Origin of the sequence: Sorangium sp. So ce385, assembly GCF_051474135.1 — a bacterium.
GTDB lineage: Bacteria > Myxococcota_A > Polyangia > Polyangiales > Polyangiaceae > Sorangium > Sorangium cellulosum_D.
The window spans coordinates 7,947,041-7,962,926 of record NZ_CP150337.1; the positions used below are offsets into that span (position 1 = coordinate 7,947,041).

General features: G+C 73.6%; 13 protein-coding genes. 7 read left to right on the top strand and 6 right to left on the bottom strand.

From position 1 onward, the window contains the following. Nucleotides 1-197 precede the first annotated feature (197 nt). The 5 genes from WME83_RS28900 (at nt 198) to WME83_RS28920 (ending at nt 6,427) form a co-directional block, all read left to right on the top strand. Nucleotides 198-362 (top strand): hypothetical protein, encoded by a 165-nt coding sequence (locus tag WME83_RS28900; protein WP_437312923.1) that lies wholly within the window; start codon nt 198-200, stop codon nt 360-362. Between the two features lie 129 nt (nt 363-491). Further along, nucleotides 492-1,643 carry a CgeB family protein gene (locus tag WME83_RS28905; RefSeq protein ID WP_437312924.1) on the top strand — a complete coding sequence of 384 codons (1,152 nt, stop codon included), beginning with the start codon at nt 492-494 and terminating at the stop codon, nt 1,641-1,643. Between the two features lie 93 nt (nt 1,644-1,736). Continuing rightward, nucleotides 1,737-2,906, top strand: a complete 1,170-nt coding sequence (rlmN, locus tag WME83_RS28910) for a 23S rRNA (adenine(2503)-C(2))-methyltransferase RlmN (protein ID WP_437312925.1) — start codon at nt 1,737-1,739, stop codon at nt 2,904-2,906. 186 nt (nt 2,907-3,092) lie between these two features. Next, nucleotides 3,093-4,493, top strand: a complete 1,401-nt coding sequence (locus WME83_RS28915; protein ID WP_437312926.1) for an acetyl-CoA carboxylase biotin carboxylase subunit — start codon at nt 3,093-3,095, stop codon at nt 4,491-4,493. 137 nt (nt 4,494-4,630) lie between these two features. Further along, nucleotides 4,631-6,427, top strand: coding sequence for a phospho-sugar mutase (locus tag WME83_RS28920; RefSeq protein ID WP_437312927.1), 1,797 nt, complete (start codon nt 4,631-4,633; stop codon nt 6,425-6,427). A gap of 105 nt (nt 6,428-6,532) precedes the next feature. Here the strand turns inward: WME83_RS28920 and WME83_RS28925 are convergent, their stop codons facing one another. Further along, nucleotides 6,533-7,309, bottom strand: a complete 777-nt coding sequence (locus WME83_RS28925; protein WP_437312928.1) for a chlorite dismutase family protein — start codon at nt 7,307-7,309, stop codon at nt 6,533-6,535. A 528-nt stretch (nt 7,310-7,837) separates the two neighbouring features. On the opposite strand from WME83_RS28925, the gene WME83_RS28930 reads away from it, so the two are divergent. Next, nucleotides 7,838-8,443, top strand: coding sequence for a hypothetical protein (locus WME83_RS28930; RefSeq protein ID WP_237244180.1), 606 nt, complete (start codon nt 7,838-7,840; stop codon nt 8,441-8,443). Nucleotides 8,444-8,747: 304 nt separating this feature from the next. Then, nucleotides 8,748-9,494: a TenA family transcriptional regulator gene (locus WME83_RS28935; RefSeq protein ID WP_437312929.1), complete on the top strand. Its 747-nt coding sequence runs from the start codon at nt 8,748-8,750 to the stop codon at nt 9,492-9,494. 500 nt (nt 9,495-9,994) lie between these two features. On the opposite strand, the gene WME83_RS28940 is transcribed toward WME83_RS28935, so the two are convergent. The 5 genes from WME83_RS28940 to WME83_RS28960 all read right to left on the bottom strand — a co-directional run bounded on the left by WME83_RS28940 (nt 9,995) and on the right by WME83_RS28960 (nt 15,834). Next, complete coding sequence (locus WME83_RS28940; protein WP_020737686.1) at nt 9,995-10,348, bottom strand: response regulator transcription factor; 354 nt, start codon at nt 10,346-10,348, stop codon at nt 9,995-9,997. 306 nt (nt 10,349-10,654) lie between these two features. Continuing rightward, a complete protein-coding gene (aroB, locus tag WME83_RS28945; RefSeq protein WP_437312930.1) occupies nt 10,655-12,265 on the bottom strand; it encodes a 3-dehydroquinate synthase in 1,611 nt (536 codons plus the stop codon). A 5-nt stretch (nt 12,266-12,270) separates the two neighbouring features. Beyond that, on the bottom strand, nt 12,271-13,455 hold the full coding sequence (aroC, locus tag WME83_RS28950; protein ID WP_437312931.1) for a chorismate synthase: 1,185 nt from the start codon (nt 13,453-13,455) through the stop codon (nt 12,271-12,273). Between the two features lie 52 nt (nt 13,456-13,507). Further along, nucleotides 13,508-14,440 (bottom strand): glutamate racemase, encoded by a 933-nt coding sequence (murI, locus tag WME83_RS28955; protein ID WP_437312932.1) that lies wholly within the window; start codon nt 14,438-14,440, stop codon nt 13,508-13,510. Further along, nucleotides 14,437-15,834: a homoserine dehydrogenase gene (locus WME83_RS28960; RefSeq protein WP_437312933.1), complete on the bottom strand. Its 1,398-nt coding sequence runs from the start codon at nt 15,832-15,834 to the stop codon at nt 14,437-14,439. The genes murI and WME83_RS28960 overlap by 4 nt, the downstream gene beginning before the upstream one ends. Between the last annotated feature and the right edge of the window lie 52 nt (nt 15,835-15,886).

Sequence of the window (15,886 nt, forward strand, 5' to 3'; positions counted from 1 at the left end):
CGCCGCGGCCGCGGCGGCGGTTGCGCGAAGCGCGCCCGCCTTGGGGTGCTTTGCGCGATCGAGCCGCTTTATCCCTCAGCACGTTACGATTCTGCGCCGTTCATCGTCTCGCGATCAGTCCGGGCCTTATCGTCTAAGGTCCTGACGGGGAATACGCTTCTTCGGACGAGAAACCGCATCTCGCAGGATTGCAGAGCGTGAGCACGCATGTTAATCCGGGGTTCGCTCGCTCGTCGCCGCGCCCGCTCGCGCGGCGCCAGGGCAACCGGATCGACGTGCTGCTCTCGTTACCGAACCGGGCGACGTGGCCCAGCCTCGTCCAGCCCGGCGTGTCCGCCTGTCCGTCTGTCTGTCTAGGCTAGCCCTAGGCTAGCCTAGCCGCGCGCGGGGCCGGTTCCGGCCTCACGGGCGGCGCCGCGGTGTGTCTCGAGACCGGCCGCTCCGGGCCGGCACGTCGTCTGGGATCTCTCAACCCTCGCCGCCACCACGTTATGACGACACCTACCTACCGCTATGTCTTCCTGGGACTCTCCATCACGTCTTCGTGGGGCAACGGCCACGCCACGACGTACAGAGCGCTCCTCCGGGCGCTCGCGGCGCGCGGCCACCACGTGCTCTTTCTGGAGCGGAACCTCTCCATCTACGATCAGCACCGCGACCTGCCCAACCCGCCTTACGGCGCGATCGAGCAGTACTCGAGCATTACCGAGCTCCGCGATCGATTCTCACGCGCGGTGCGCGAAGCCGATCTCGTGGTGGTCGGCTCCTTCGTCCCGGAGGGGGCGACCGTCGGGGCGTGGATCACGGAGGAGGCCCGCGGCAAGGCCGCGTTCTACGACCTCGACACGCCGGTCACGCTGGGCCGGCTCGCGCACGGGGATCACGCGTATCTCACGCCGGCGCTGATCCCGCGGTACGACCTCTACCTGTCGGCGACGGGCGGCCCGACGCTGGAGCGGCTGGAGCGCAGCCACGGCGCGGTGCGCGCGCGGGCGCTCTACTGCGCGGCCGACACCGACGTGTATTACCCGCAGCCGACGCCGATGCGCTGGGATCTCGGCTACCTCGGCACGTACAGCGACGACCGGCAGGCGGCGGTCGAGCGGCTCCTGCTGGAGCCCGCGCGGCGGATGCGCCGCGGGCGCTTCGCGGTGGCGGGCGCGCAGTACCCGGCGTCGCTCGCGTGGCCCGAGAACGTCACCCGGACCGAGCACCTGCCGCCGGACGAGCACCGCATCTTCTACAACGCCCAGCGCTTCACGCTGAACCTGACCCGCCGGGCGATGGTCGAGTCCGGGTGGTCGCCGAGCGCGCGCCTGTTCGAGGCGGCCGCGTGCGGGACCCCGGTCCTGAGCGACACCTGGCCCGGGATCGAGACGTTCTTCCAGCCCGGCGAGGAGATCCTCCTCGTCCGCACGCCGGAGGACGTGCTCCGGAAGCTCCGGGAGATGAAGGAGGACAAGCGCCTCACCGTGGGCCAGCGGGCGCGGCAGCGCGTGTTCGCCGAGCACACCGCGATGCACCGGGCCGAGGCGCTCGAGCGCTACACCCGCGAGGCGCTCGAGGCCGCGAGCCGGACGCGGGCGCGCCGCGAGCGCGACGGGCAGCTCGCGGCGGCGCACGTCGAGACGCAGAGCGGCTGACGCGGGGCCGGCGCGGGCGCCCGCGCTCGGCGCTGGCGGCCGCGCCGCGCTCGTGCCCTTGCCGCTCGGGGCGGCGCGCAGTACGCCACGGTGGTGCGCTCCACCCCGCTTCACCCCGTCGCCCGCCTGCCCGAGGAGTGGTCGGCCTCGCTGGCCGCCCGCGGAGAGCGGTCGTTCACGGCGAAGCAGGTCTTCCACTGGATCCACCGCCGCGGCGTCCTCGATCCGGCGGCGATGACGAACCTCCCGGCGCGGCTGCGCGAGCACCTCGCCGCGGAGGGGCTCGGCGAGGTGCTGACGCCCGAGCGGGTCCACCGCTCCGAGGACGGCACGCGCAAGCTGCTCCTGCGCCTGCGCGACGGCGCGACGATCGAGACGGTCCTGCTCCCGTCGGTGTCGGGGCCCGGCTCGCAGGCGCAGCTCGACGCCGACGCGGCGGCGGCGCCCGACGACGACGAGGACGACGACGCGGAGGCGGAGGCCGGCGCGGCGCCGCGCGTCCGCGTCACCCAGTGCATCTCGACGCAGGTCGGCTGCGCGATGGGGTGCGGGTTCTGCGCGAGCGGCGTGGCGGGGCTCAAGCGCCACCTCGGCGCCGAGGAGATCGCGGGCCAGGTGCTGCTCGGGCGCGCCATGCTCGAGGAGGGCGAGGACCTCCGCAACGTCGTCTACATGGGCATGGGCGAGCCGCTCCACAACTACGAGAACACCGCGCGCTCGCTGCGCCTGCTCACGCACCCGGAGGGGATCAACCTCTCGACGCGGCGGGTCACGGTGAGCACGTCGGGCCTCGTCCCGGAGATCGCGCGGCTCGGCGCCGATTTCGGCGGGCAGATCGCGCTGGCGATCTCGCTGCACGCCGCGGACGACGAGACCCGCTCGGCGCTGATGCCCATCAACCGCAAGTACCCGCTCGACGAGCTGCTCGGGGCGCTGCGCGCCTACCCGCTGCCGCGGCGCCGGCGCATCACCATCGAGTACACGCTCGTCGCCGGGCAGAACGACGACCCGGCCGAGGCGCGCCGGCTGGCGAAGCTGCTGCGCGGGCTCCCGGTGAAGATCAACCTCATCCCGATGAACCCGATCGAGGCCTCCTCGCTGGGCCCGCCGGCCCAGGAGCGCGTGGCCGCGTTCCAGGAGGTGCTCACCCAGGCGGGGTACTCGTGCTTCGTGCGCCGCCGGCGCGGCGACGACGTCTCGGCGGCCTGCGGCCAGCTCGTGCTGCTCGGGGCCAAGCCGAAGGTGCGGCGCGCGCTCGGCTGACCGCGCGGGCGCGAGGCCCGCGCTGGGGCGAGCGCGCGAGCACGAGGTCCGCGCTGGGGGGGCGAGCGGGCCCGGGCGCGCGCTCGCCAGGCGCCGCCGTACGACGCCGTCAGGGGGCGCACCGGGGGAGCGTCGCCCGCCGCGAGCGCCTTGACGCCCCGCCGCGCGGGGGCGTAGCTGTCGGCCGTGTTGAAGAAGATCCTCGTCGCCAACCGTGGAGAGATCGCCTGCCGCGTCCTCCGGACCTGCAAACGGCTCGGGATCGCGACGGTCGCCGTGTACTCGGACGCGGACGCGGGCGCGCCGCACGTCGCCCTGGCCGACGAGGCGGTGCGCATCGGGCCGCCGCCGGTCAAGGACAGCTACCTGGTCATCCACGCGATCGTCGAGGCGGCCCGCGCGACGGGCGCCGACGGCATCCACCCCGGCTACGGGCTGCTCAGCGAGAACGAGGCGTTCGCCCAGGCGGTCCTCGACGCCGGCGTCACGTTCATCGGCCCGCCGCCCGCGGTGCTCCACGTCTTCGGCGACAAGATCCTCGCGCGCGAGCAGGCGCGCGGCGCGGATGTGTTCCCGCCGCCGGGCACGGGCGGCCCGGTCGACCCGGCCGATCTCGAGTCCGCCCAGCGCGCCGCCGAGAGCATCGGCTTCCCGCTGCTGGTCAAGGCCGCGGGCGGCGGCGGCGGCATCGGGATGCAGATCGTCGCCGAGCCGGGCAAGCTCGCCCGCGCCCTCACCGCGTGCTCGGACCGCGGCCGCTCCGCGTTCGGCGACCCGCGCGTGTACATGGAGCGGTACATCGAGCGCCCGCGCCACATCGAGGTGCAGGTGCTCTGCGACGGGAAGGGCGGCGCGGTCGCGCTCGGCGAGCGCGAGTGCAGCGCGCAGCGCCGGCACCAGAAGATCATCGAGGAGACGCCGTCGCCCGCCGCGTTCTTCGAGGGGGAGGCGGGCGAGGCCCGGCGGCGGTCGCTGCACGAGAGCGCCCTCCGGGTCGTGACCAGCGCCGGCTACGTCGGCGCCGGCACCGTCGAGTTCGTCGCGGCGGAGAGCGGCGAGCTCTACTTCCTCGAGGTCAACGCGCGGCTCCAGGTCGAGCATTGCGTCACCGAGATGTGCACCGGGCTCGACCTCGTCGAGCACCAGATCCGCATCGCCTCGGGCGAGCCGCTTGCGCCGGAGGTCCGGGACCACGCGTACCGCGGCCACGCGATCGAGGCGCGGCTCTACGCCGAGGATCCGGCGAAGAAGTTCGCGCCCCAGCCCGGCCGCATCGCCGCGCTCCGCTGGCCGGCCGCGGGCGACGACCTGCGGATCGAGACCGGCGTCGCCGAGGGGCTCGAGGTGACGCCGTTCTACGATCCGCTGCTCGCCAAGATCGTCGCCCACGGGCCGACGCGCGGCGACGCGATCGCCCGCCTCGACCGGGCGCTCGCCGAGACGACGATCGAGCTCGCCGGCCCGGCGGGCCCCGCCGCGACGAACCTCGCGTTCCTCCGCCAGATCCTGGCGGACGCCGACTTCCGCGGCGGGCAGTACGACACGCGCTTCGCCGAGGCGCTCGCCGCCGGCAAGAAGGCCGGATAGCGCCGGCCCGGGCGGGACCCGGCGCGGCCGCCGCGCGGGGGCAGGCGAGGCGCCGCGCCCGCGCGCCGGCGAGGCGCCGCGCGCCGAATCGCGCGCGCCTGGTGCACACCTCGGCCGGCTTGATTAAAGATGATGTCGTGAGCCACGACTTCGTCCTCGAGCCCGCCGAGCGCTGGCTTGCCCACGACCCCGATCCGGAGACCCAGAGCGAGCTGCGCCGGCTCATCGACGCGGCCAGGGCGGGCGAGGAAGGCGTCCGCGCCGAGCTCGCCGAGCGCTTCGCCGGCCCCCTGGAGTTCGGCACCGCCGGCATCCGGGGCGTCCTCGGCGCCGGCGAGAGCCGGATGAACCGCGCCGTCATCCTGCGGACGACCGCCGGGCTCGCCCGGTACCTCCTCGCCACGCTCGGCGACAAGGCGCGGAGCGCCGGCGTGGTCGTCGGCTACGACGCCCGCCGGAGGAGCCGCGAGTTCGCCGAGGACACCGCCTGCGCCCTCGCCGCCGCGGGCATCCCGAGCCACCTCTCGCCCGCCCCCTGCCCCACCCCGATCGCCGCGTTCGCGGTCGGCCACCTCGGCGCGGCCGCCGGCGTGATGGTGACCGCGAGCCACAACCCGCCCGAGTACAACGGCTACAAGGTCTACTGGGACAACGCCGCACAGATCATCCCACCGCACGACACCGGCATCGCGACGGCGATCGACGCCGCGCCGCCGGCGGATCAGGTCCCGCGCATGCCGCTCGACGAGGCGCGGCAGAAGGGCCTGGTGCGCGACTTCCCCGAGGAGCTCGAGGAGCGCTACCTCCGCGCGATCCTCGGCGCCTCGGCGCGGGGCGACGGCGATCGCGGCCTGCGCATCGTCTACACGCCGCTGCACGGGGTGGGCGACCGCCTCGTCCATAAGGCGCTCGAGCGGGCGGGCTTCACGCGCGTGACGAGCGTGCCCGAGCAGGCCGAGCCGGACGGCGCGTTCCCCACGGTCGCGTTCCCGAACCCGGAGGAGAAGGGCGCCATGGACCTGGCGTTCGCCCTCGCGCGGCAGGAGGGCGCCGACCTCGTCCTCGCCAACGATCCGGACGTCGACCGGCTCGCCGTGGCGGTGCGGCGCCCGGACGGCGAGCTCGTGCAGCTGACGGGCAACCAGGTCGGCGTGCTGCTCGGCCATTACCTGCTCACCGAGGGGGGCGCCGGGGGCGCCGGCGCCGGCGCCGGCGCCGCGAACGCGCGCCGCCTCGTGCTGGCCTCGTGCGTCTCGACCCCGCTGCTCGGCGTGATCGCCGCGTCGCGCGGGGTGCACTACGAGGAGACGCTGACCGGGTTCAAGTGGATCGCCAACCGGGCGATGGACATCGAGCGCTCGACGGGCGCCCGCTTCGTGTTCGGCTTCGAGGAGGCGCTCGGCTACACGATCGGCTCGATCGTGCGCGACAAGGACGGCATCAGCGCCGCGGTGGCGCTCGCCGAGCTCGCGGCGGCGCGCAAGGCCGAGGGCAGGACGCTGCTCGACGAGCTCGAGGCGATCCACCGCGAGCACGGCCTCTACGTGAGCGGGCAGCGCTCCTACACGCTGCGCGGCGTCGACGGGGTCGAGAAGATCGCCGCGATCATGGCCGCGCTCCGGAAGAGCCCGCCGGCCGACATCGGCGGCGTCCCCGTGGCGGCGTGGCGCGATTTCGAGGCGCGCACGCGCACCTTCAGCGACGGCCGGGCCGAGCCGCTCGTCCTGCCGCCGAGCAACGTGCTCGTGTACGAGCTCGACGGCGGCAGCCGGATCATCGCGCGCCCGAGCGGCACCGAGCCGAAGATCAAGTTCTACTTCGACGTGCGCGAGGAGGTCGCCGCCGGCGAGCCGCTGGCGGACGCCGAGGCCCGCGCCGCGGCGCGGCTCGACGCGCTGGCGAGGGCGTTCTCGGCCCTCGCCGGCGTCGGCTGACGGGAACCGTCAGCCGCCTGGCGGCGGACTGACGGGGACCGTCAGCCGCCTGGTCGCGGACCGACGGGGACCGTCAGCCGCCTGGCTGCGGACTGACGGCTCCCGTCAGCCGCCGGGGCTGCGGAAGACGGCGCGGCCGACGAAGAACGGGCCCATCTGGCTGATGAACTCCGAGGTCTGCCGGGTCTTCCGCATCGACTGCACGATGTGCGAGAGCGGGTGGAGCTCCTTGCCGACGAGCCCGATCACGAACTCGTTGTCGCGGGCGTCGAGGCCGTGGCACGCGAGGCGGATGTCGTGCGCGAGGTCCTGCGCGCCGTAGGCGCGGCCGATGGTGCCGTGCTCGCGCAGGATGCTCCCCTGCTCGCGCCCGTCGAGCTTGGCGAAGGCGCCGCTGCGGCGCAGCGGGTACCACACCGCCCACGGCCAGGCGGGGTTGAGCACGGTCTCGGACGGGCGCCGGAGCAGCCAGTACTCGAGGTCCTGCTCGTAGCCGGTCGAGTACGTGCGCCCGAGCATCGTGAAATCCGGGCGGAGCTCCAGCGCGCGGAGCTCGCCGCGGTTGAGCGCCGGCCGGACGGCCTGGACGAAGATAGCCGGGTCCTCGGCCCACGTGAGCACCGCGATCCCGCGCGGATCGCCGAGATCTTCGTAGACGACCGCGCCCACGCGCTGGGAGGACAGCGCCTGGCCGACCGCGGCGGTCAGCTCCGCCGGATCGGCGGCGCCGGGGCAGCGGAACACGAGCAGCTGCATGAACAGGCGGCGGTCGATGACCTGCGGCCGGCCGTCGCGCGGCGCCCCCCGCTCGGCGACGTCGATGTGCGGCAGCTCGGGCTCCGCGTGGCCGGCGGCGGGCCGGCCCGTCGTGGATTCGCTCATGCGCGTAGGGGTACCGAGGTTCGCGGAGGACGGCAACCGCGAGGCGCATCACCTCGACCGCGACGCGCGGGCCCCGCGGCGGCCCGCCCGGCCCGCGCCGCCGCCGCGCCGCCGACGCTCGTCCCCGGGTCGCGGCCCGCTCGTCCGGACGCGCCCCGCAGCGCCGCGGCGCACCGGAGGGCGCGCCGGCGCCCGCCGCCGCACGAAGTCGCGTAATGCGCGTTACACCTCGATTCACCTACGGATCCCGACGGGGCCTCCCTGAGGTATGGCGTGTCGGGTCGAAAGGAAAGCTGGGCAACGGCGTGATCTTGCCCTCGGCCGCGGCGGCCCGTGTCGCGCGCCTGCTCCCGCGTAATCATCTCTTGCCATCGAGCCCGACTCACGCTCCCCTGCAAAGAACAACCACGACTCCTGGAGTTGCCCCGACGATGTGCTCCCGGGAAGAGCTTCCCGCCCGAGACTGCACGCGCCGGGCCCGCGATCGGGCTCGGCGTCGCCGGGGCTTCCCGCCGTAGGTTCGCCGCGATGAAGACGTACGATACGAAGAGCAAATCCTCGATCCCCCCCGGCAAATGCAAAGGGACGTTGCTGGTCAACCTCCGGTCGTTCGTCACGACGAACCGCGACGCGGGGGCCTGGGAGCGGCTGGTGACCTCGCTGCCCAAGTCAGACCGGGACGTACTGAATCAGCCGCTGCTGGCGAGCAGCTGGTACCCGATCGGCGTCTGGAACCGGGCCCTGCGAACGCACGTGCGGACAGCGAACGACCAGGCCGCCGAGATCAAGCGGTTTGCCCGCTACGTCGCGGACCGCGACCTCAATACGGTGTTGAAGTTCGCGCTCTCGATCGCGATGCCCGACACGATCGTCGCCCGCACTGGAATGTTTTGGTCGCGCTACTTCGACGCCGGCAAGGTCTTCCCGCGGATGGTGAAGCCGCGGGAGTGGGTGCTGACCATCACAGGCCCCACCGGGGACGACGAGGGGCCCTCGGCGATGAACTGCGGAGACGGCGTCTGCGGCTGGGTCGAGCAGGCGCTGCTTTTGTGCGGCGCGTCCACCCCGAAGGTGACGCACCAGCGGTGCCGGTTCCGCGGGGCGACCGAGTGCCTCTCCGAGGTGGTCTGGTGAACGACCTGCGGGGGCTCGGCCTTCGCTTCGAGCTTCGTCCTGCCGGTGCCCTCGTTTGCCTATTGACTTCTTCCTCCGCCCCGATCCAGACTGGTGCAGGCGGGACACATATGTACACGAAGCCTCTCATGGTGAGGTCATCGTGCTGGTTCGTTCGTCCAGTGAGCCTGGGCGTCAGCATCGTGCCCGCGCCGCGACTTGTCTCCTGACGGCCGCTGGCCGGTCAGCCTGAGGGGATGGGGTGGGGTGGAGACCGGCGGGCAGTCACGAGGGAGATTGACCCAGCAACCCTCCAGGTAATTTCATGCTCTCACCTCGCTCGCAGCGGCACAAGGAAGTCAAGGACAGCCTCAAGGCGACGCCGCATCCGGTCTGGGTCGAGGACATGCTCGAATCCCTGGCCGATCAGTGGAAGGCGGCGGTGTACACGCCGCCGATCGCGCGGACGTTGACGGAGCCTGTCGACCACGAGACCTGGAGCGTGCTGATCCGGGAGTTCTTCTGTGTGGTCGAGGCGTTCCCGAAGTACATGGGGCTCAGCCTGGCCAAGACGACCTACGGCCAGACGCCGCGCGATTTCCTGGTGCGCGACTGGCTCATCGGCAACATCCGGGTCGAGGCGCTGCACGTGCGCTGGTACCTCGACTGGGCGGCGGGGCACGGCATCAGCGCCTCGGAGATCACGAGCCACCGTCCGACGCCGGAGGTCGCGTCGCTCTTCGAGTGGCTCTGGTCGGTGTCCTACCGCGGCTCGCTCGCGGAGGCGGTCGGCGCGGTCAACTATGCGATCGAGGGGATCACGGGCGAGTGGTCGCGCGTGGTGTTGCCGGCCTTCACGAAGCTCTACGGCGAGGGGAGCAAGTCGCTGACGTGGCTCGCTGCGCATGCGAACTACGACGACGCGCACCCGCGCGAGGCGCTGGAGATCGTGAAGCTCGCGACGACGTCGGCCGAGGAGATCCGCCGGGTGCATTCGAGCATCGCGCGCTCGCTCGAGCTGTTCGAGCGCGCCCTCAAGTCCTGCAGCGTCCCGCTCCGCGGCGGCAGCTGACGCCGTCCCCACCCGCCGCCCCCCACCGCCCTCGCGGCCGGCGCCCCGTCACTGCGCCCGCCCCGTCGCCGCCCCGCACCGGCGCCCGACCTGCGGTGATAGGGATAAGAATTCTCCTGACAGGCCATCAGGAAACAAGGTATTCGCCGACGCATCCAGCCGTATGATGGCTATAGCAACCGTCAAGGTCCCTGGCCGACGGCCCTCCGCCGCTCAGCAGAAACCGCTCGTCTCACGACGAGAAACGTCCCAGACGCCGAGAGTCCCAAGCGATCTTCTTCACGTTCTTCTCGCGGCCTTAGCGCCCGCCCACCGCGCCCCCGCGCTCTCGCACGCGCCCCGCCGTCTCCCCTCCCCCCCGGCTCCCTGGCTCCCAGAGCGGGGCTCACCCGCACAGGAGACGGGCCCAGATCGGCGTTTTCGGCGCACAGGCGTACTCCAGTACGCCGAGCACCGAAAACGTCGAGATGGGCCCGTATCCGCAGCGGGTGAGCCCCGCTCTAGCGGCCGTAGACGGCTTTGCGGACCTTCTTCTTGAGGTCGTCGAGCACGAAGGGCTTCGTGATGTAGTGGCGCGCGCCGGCCTGGATGCCGGCGATGACGTCCATCGGATCCGACTTGGCGGTCAGGAAGATGACCGGCACGCGGCGCATCGAATCGTTCTCGCGGAGCCGCTTCGTCATGCTCACCCCGTCGAGCTTCGGCATCATGATGTCCACGATCACCAGATCCGGCAGCGGCTCCTGCTGGGCCAGCGCGAGACCGTCGACCCCGTTCGTCGCGATCACGGTGTCGAACTCGTCGCTGAGGAACCGGGCGATCATCGTCGCCGTGTCCTCCTCGTCCTCCACCACCAAGACTCTCTTTTTCGTCGAGGGCACCATTGGCGCCGGGAAAGATAGCGCGAAGCGGACGATGGGGGCCGTGTGCCGGGATTTTTTTCGAGGGAATTCAACGCTGAGCGATTTTCTTCATCGTCAGCGCAACCGCCGCGCGCGCCCCCGCGGCGCGCGGCGACGAGGGCGCGCGGCGCCGCACCGCCCGGCCAGGAGCTGGGCAGTCCCGGGCGCACCGCGCGACGCCGCGAGCGCCGGCGGCGCGTCGCGAGCGCCGCCGGCGCCGGCAGCGCTCTCGTCGAGCCCCCTGCGAAGTGACCCGGGTCAGGCCGCGCCGGCCGCCGCGCGCTCGAGGAGCGACGAGAGGCGGTCGAGCGGCATCGGCTCCACGAACGTGCTGCCGATGTCGCGCATCAGCACCGTCCGGACCGACGAGCCGCGGCGCTTCTTGTCGAGCGACAGGAAGCGCAGCGCGGCGGAGACCGGCTCGTCCTCGATCCGCGTGGGCAGCCCGAGCCGGGCGAGCAGGCGGACCACCCGGTCGGCCGCCGCGCGGTCGGTCACGCCGAGCGAGCAGCCGACGCGGAGCATCGCCACCATGCCGAGCGACACCGCCTCGCCGTGCGCCAGCCGGACGAACCCGCCCTCGGCCTCGAGGGCGTGCCCGAGCGTGTGGCCGAAGTTCAGGAGGGCGCGGTCGCCCGACTCGCGCTCGTCGCGGGCGACGATGGCCGCCTTCACGGCGATCGAGCGGCGGATGAGCTCGGCGAGCAGGCCCGGGTCGCGCGCGAGGACGCGGTCGGCCTCGCGCTCGAGCAGCGCGTGCAGCTCCGGGTCGGCGATGCAGGCCGACTTCACCACCTCGGCGAGCCCGCTCCGGAAGGCGCGGTCGGTCTCGGTCGCGAGCGCCGCCGGGCTCGCGACGACCGCGGACGGCTGGTGGAACGTGCCGACGGCGTTCTTCGCGGGGCCGAGGTCGACCCCGGTCTTGCCGCCGACCGAGGCGTCGACCATCGAGAGGAGCGTGGTCGGCGCCGCCACCCAGCGGACGCCGCGCAGGAGCGTGGACGCGGCGAAGCCGCCGATGTCGGTCACCACGCCCCCGCCGTGCGCGAGCACCACCGCGTCGCGATCGGCGCCCGCGTCGAGCATCGCCGTGAGCGCCGCCTCGACGGCGGCGAGCCGCTTGTGCTCCTCGCCGGGCGTGAGCACGGTGACCGCCGCGGCCGGCTTCGCGTGCGCCGCGAGCGCGTCGAGCAGCGGCGCGCCCCAGAGGCGGCTCACGTTCTCGTCCGTGACGACGAAGACCGACGACGGCGAGAGCGCGGCGACGGCGTCGGCCGCGGACGCCGCCCCGTCGGCGGCGATGCGCACCGCGTAGCTCTTGTCGCCGAGCGGCACGAAGAGCGGGCGATCCGCGTAGGCGCGGAGGACGCGCGCGGCGACGTCCTCCGGGGAGACGCCGTCCGTCACGACGCGCGCGTGGACCTCGGCATAGACGGAGGCGCGCGCGGCGAGGAGCTCGCGGATGCGCGCCTCCCGGTCCGGCGCGCCGTCGAGCAGCGGGCGGCCGCCGCTCGGCGTGCGCGCGGCGATCGTGCGCGGGGTCGCGCTGAGCGCGACGACGCAGCCGCGCTCGAGCGCCTCGAGGCGGAGCGCGGGATCGACCAGCGCGCCGCCGCCGAGGGCGACGACGCGCGGGCCGCGTGTGGCGAGGAGCCGGCGCAGGGTCGCCGCCTCGAGCGCGCGGAAGCCGGCCTCGCCGCGGGTGGCGAAGAGCGACGGGACGCTCTCGCCGGCCTCGGCCGCGATGGCGTCGTCGAGGTCGATGAACGGGAGGCCCGCGCGCGCGGCGGCGATGCGGCCCACGGTGGACTTGCCGGTCCCCATGAAGCCGGTGAGCAGGAGCGGCGGAGCGTCGGGGAGGAGTTCCATGGCGTTCAGTACGAGCGGACCTGCTGGAGGTAGGTGTCGACGTTGCGCGAGAGCTCGGTGAGGCTGTCGCTGCCGAACTTCTCGAGCAGGGCGGCGGCGAGCGTGATCGCCACCATCGCCTCGCCGACGACCGAGGCGGCCGCGACGGCGCAGACGTCGCTCCGCTCGAAGGCGGCGTCGAACTGCTCCTTGGTGCGCACGTCGACCGAGGGGAGCGCGCGCTTCAGCGTGGCGATCGGCTTCATGGCGGCGCGGCAGATGAGCGGCATGCCGTTGGTGATGCCGCCCTCGAGGCCGCCCGCGCGGTTCGACGGGCGGGTGAACGCGTGCGCCCCCTGGTCGTACGCGATCGGGTCGTGCACCTCGGAGCCCGAGATGCGCGCGGCCTCGAAGCCGATGCCGATCTCGACGCCCTTGATCGCCTGGATGCTCATCAGCGCCTGCGCGAGCCGGCCGTCGAGCTTGCGGTCCCACTGCACGTGGCTGCCGAGCCCGGGCGGCAGGCCGGTGGCGATCACCTCGAAGACGCCGCCGAGCGTGTCGCCGCGGTGCGCGGCCTCGCGGATGGCGTCGCGCATCGCCTGCGCCGCCTCGGCGTCGACGCACGCGAGGTCCGAGGCGCGGGCGCGCTCGCGGAGCTCCGCGAGCGGGAGGTCGCCCGCGCCCGAGGCCGCGGAGATCGTCGACCTCACGGGGCCGATCGAGAGGACGTGGGCGAACACCTCGACGCCGACCGACCGGAGGAGCTTGCGGCAGACGCCGCCCACCGCGACCCGCGCCGCGGTCTCGCGCGCGCTCGCCCGCTCGAGCACGTCCCGCAGATCCTTCCGGGCGTACTTCAGGCCGCCGGCGAGGTCCGCGTGGCCCGGGCGCGGGCGGGTCAGCGCCTCCGGCGGCTCGGGGAACGGCTCCGGGCCCATCCGCCCCGCCCAGCTCGCGTGATCGCGGTTCTCGATCACCATGGCGATGGGGCCGCCGAGCGTCTCGCCGCCGCGCACGCCGGCGACGAGGCGGACGCGATCGGTCTCGATCTTCATCCGCCCGCCGCGCCCGTAGCCGCGCTGCCGCCGCGCCAGATCCTCGTCGATGTCCTCCGCGAGGAGCGGCATGCCCGCCGGAATACCCTCGACGGTCGCCACGAGCTCCGGCCCGTGCGACTCGCCGGCCGAAAGCCACCTGAGCTGCGTCATCGTGTGGAAAACCTCCTCTGCGCCCGGAACCCCGGGCCAAGCCTGCTGCGTATTACAGGTCGATCTGCTCCACGTCGACGCCCTGGGTGGCGGAACGGCCCGCGCCGCCCTTTTCTGCCCCGGGGGAAGCAGCGGAGAGCGCCGTGGGAGGGGCCGCGGGGGCGGCGGGAGACCGGCCGGCGCCGTCCGCGACGACCGGCTCGCCCAGGAACCGGGTCGCCACCGCGGCGAAGCTCTTCGGCAGATCGGTGACGAGCAGCGCGAGGCCGCCCGGCGCGGTCCGGGACGTGGCGAGCCCCCGCTCGACGAGGAACGACGCCACGTCCTCCGCCGTCGCGGACGCGCTGTCCACGATCGGGAGGGGGCCGCCGGCCAGCGCCGCCGCCTCGGCCTCGATCGCCGAGCGGAGGAGCGGGAAGTGCGTGCACCCGAGCACGACCGAGCGGGCGCCCGCGCCGATGAGCGGCTCCAGGTAGCGCCGCGCGACGAGCCGCGGGACCTCGCCCTCGACCCAGCCCTCCTCCGCCAGCGAGACGAGCAGCGGGGCCGCCTGGCCGGCGACCTCGGTGCGGGTGCTGAGCGACGCCACGGCGCGGGGATAGGCGCCCGACGCGATCGTCCCGGCCGTCCCGAGCACGCCGATCGTGGCGCCGCGCGAGGCGGCGACGGCGGCGCGCGCGCCGGGCAGGATGACCCCGAGGACGGGCAGATCGAGCTCGACCCGGAGCATGTCGATGGCGACGGCGCTCACCGTGTTGCACGCGACGACGATCGCCTTGACGCCGCGCCCGATGAGCACGCGCGCGCAGCCGAGCGCGTAGCGGACCACCGTCTCGGGGGACCGGGTGCCGTACGGGACGCGCGCCGTGTCGCCGAGGTAGACGATGTCCTCCGCGGGGCACCGCTCGCGGAGCGCGCGCACGACCGTGAGGCCGCCGAGGCCCGAGTCGAACACGCCGAGCGGCGCGTCGCGGTGGGACGTCACGGCTCCTCGATGCGGAAGAGGTGCACCGGCTCGCGGAGGAACTCCTCGCGCGCGACGGCGTCGAGCGCGCTCCGCACGAGCCCCTCCTGCGCGTCGTGGGTGATGAGCACCACGTCGACCGCGGGCTCGCGCGCCGCCGCGCCCGAGGTCCGCTTGGTCGGCCCCTGCTGCACGATCTGCTCGATGCTGACGCCGGCGTCGCCGAGCGCGCCGGCGATCCGCCCCATGACGCCCGGGCGGTCCTCGACCGCGAAGCGCAGGTAGTACCGCGAGACGATCTCGCTGAGCGGGCGGACCCGGCGGGGCTTGATCGACATGCCGCGGCCCTGCATGCCCGCGACGCCCGAGGCGATCGAGCGCGCGACGTCGAGGACGTCGGAGACGACGCTGACCGCGGTCGGCAGATCGCCGGCGCCGCGGCCGTAGACGAGCGACGGGCCGACGGCGCGCCCCTCGAGGAGCACGGCGTTGAGCACGCCGGAGACGTTGGCGAGCACGCTCTGCTTCGGGATCAGCGTCGGGTGCACGCGCAGCTCGATGGCGTCGCCGAGGTCGCGGCCGATCGCGAGGTGCTTGATCGTGTAGCCGAACCTGTCGGCGTAGAGGTGGTCGGCCTCCTCGATGGTGCGGATGCCGGAGGTGTGCACGTCGGCGGCGTCGACCTGCGCCCCGAAGGCGAGCATCGCCAGCACGATCAGCTTGTGCGCGGCGTCGTGGCCGTCGACGTCGAGCGACGGATCGGGCTTCTCGGCGTAGCCGAGGTCCTGCGCCTCGCGCAGCGCGGCGTCGAACGACGCGCCGGTGTCGCGCATGCGCGTGAGGATGTAGTTGCAGGTGCCGTTCACGATCGCGGTGACGCGCTCGACCCAGTCGCTCGCGAACGCGTCCCGGAGCGTGCGGATGATCGGGATGCCGCCGCCGACCGCGCCCTCGAACGCGAGGTCGACCTGGCGCGCCGCGGCCCGCGCGAGGAGCGCGGGGCCGTGGGCGGCGAGCAGCAGCTTGTTCGCGGTGACCACGCCCTTGCCGCGATCGATGGCGCGCTCGATGAGCTCGCGCGCGGGCGTCTCGCCGCCCATCACCTCGACGACGAGGTCGATCGAGGGGTCGTCGACCACCTCCGCGGGGTTCGTGGAGAGCAAGCCGCGATCCAGGGCCGAGACGCGCTCCTTCTCGAGGTCGCGCACGACCACGCGCTTCACCACGAGGGGCACGCCAGCGCGCTCCGCCAGGTAGCCGGAGTTCTCGGCGAGGAGGCGGAGGACGCCACCGCCGACCGTCCCGCAGCCGAGGAGGCCGATCTGGATCGGCGCGCCGCCGCGCAGGCGCCTGCGATCGCTGGCGGCGTGGGGTTCAGGGTTCAAGTTCAAGGGCGAGCCGCCTTCCGTCTTCATGCGCGCGGAGCTTAGCGCTTCTCGCGCCGAGAGGTGACGCCTATGCTGCGAG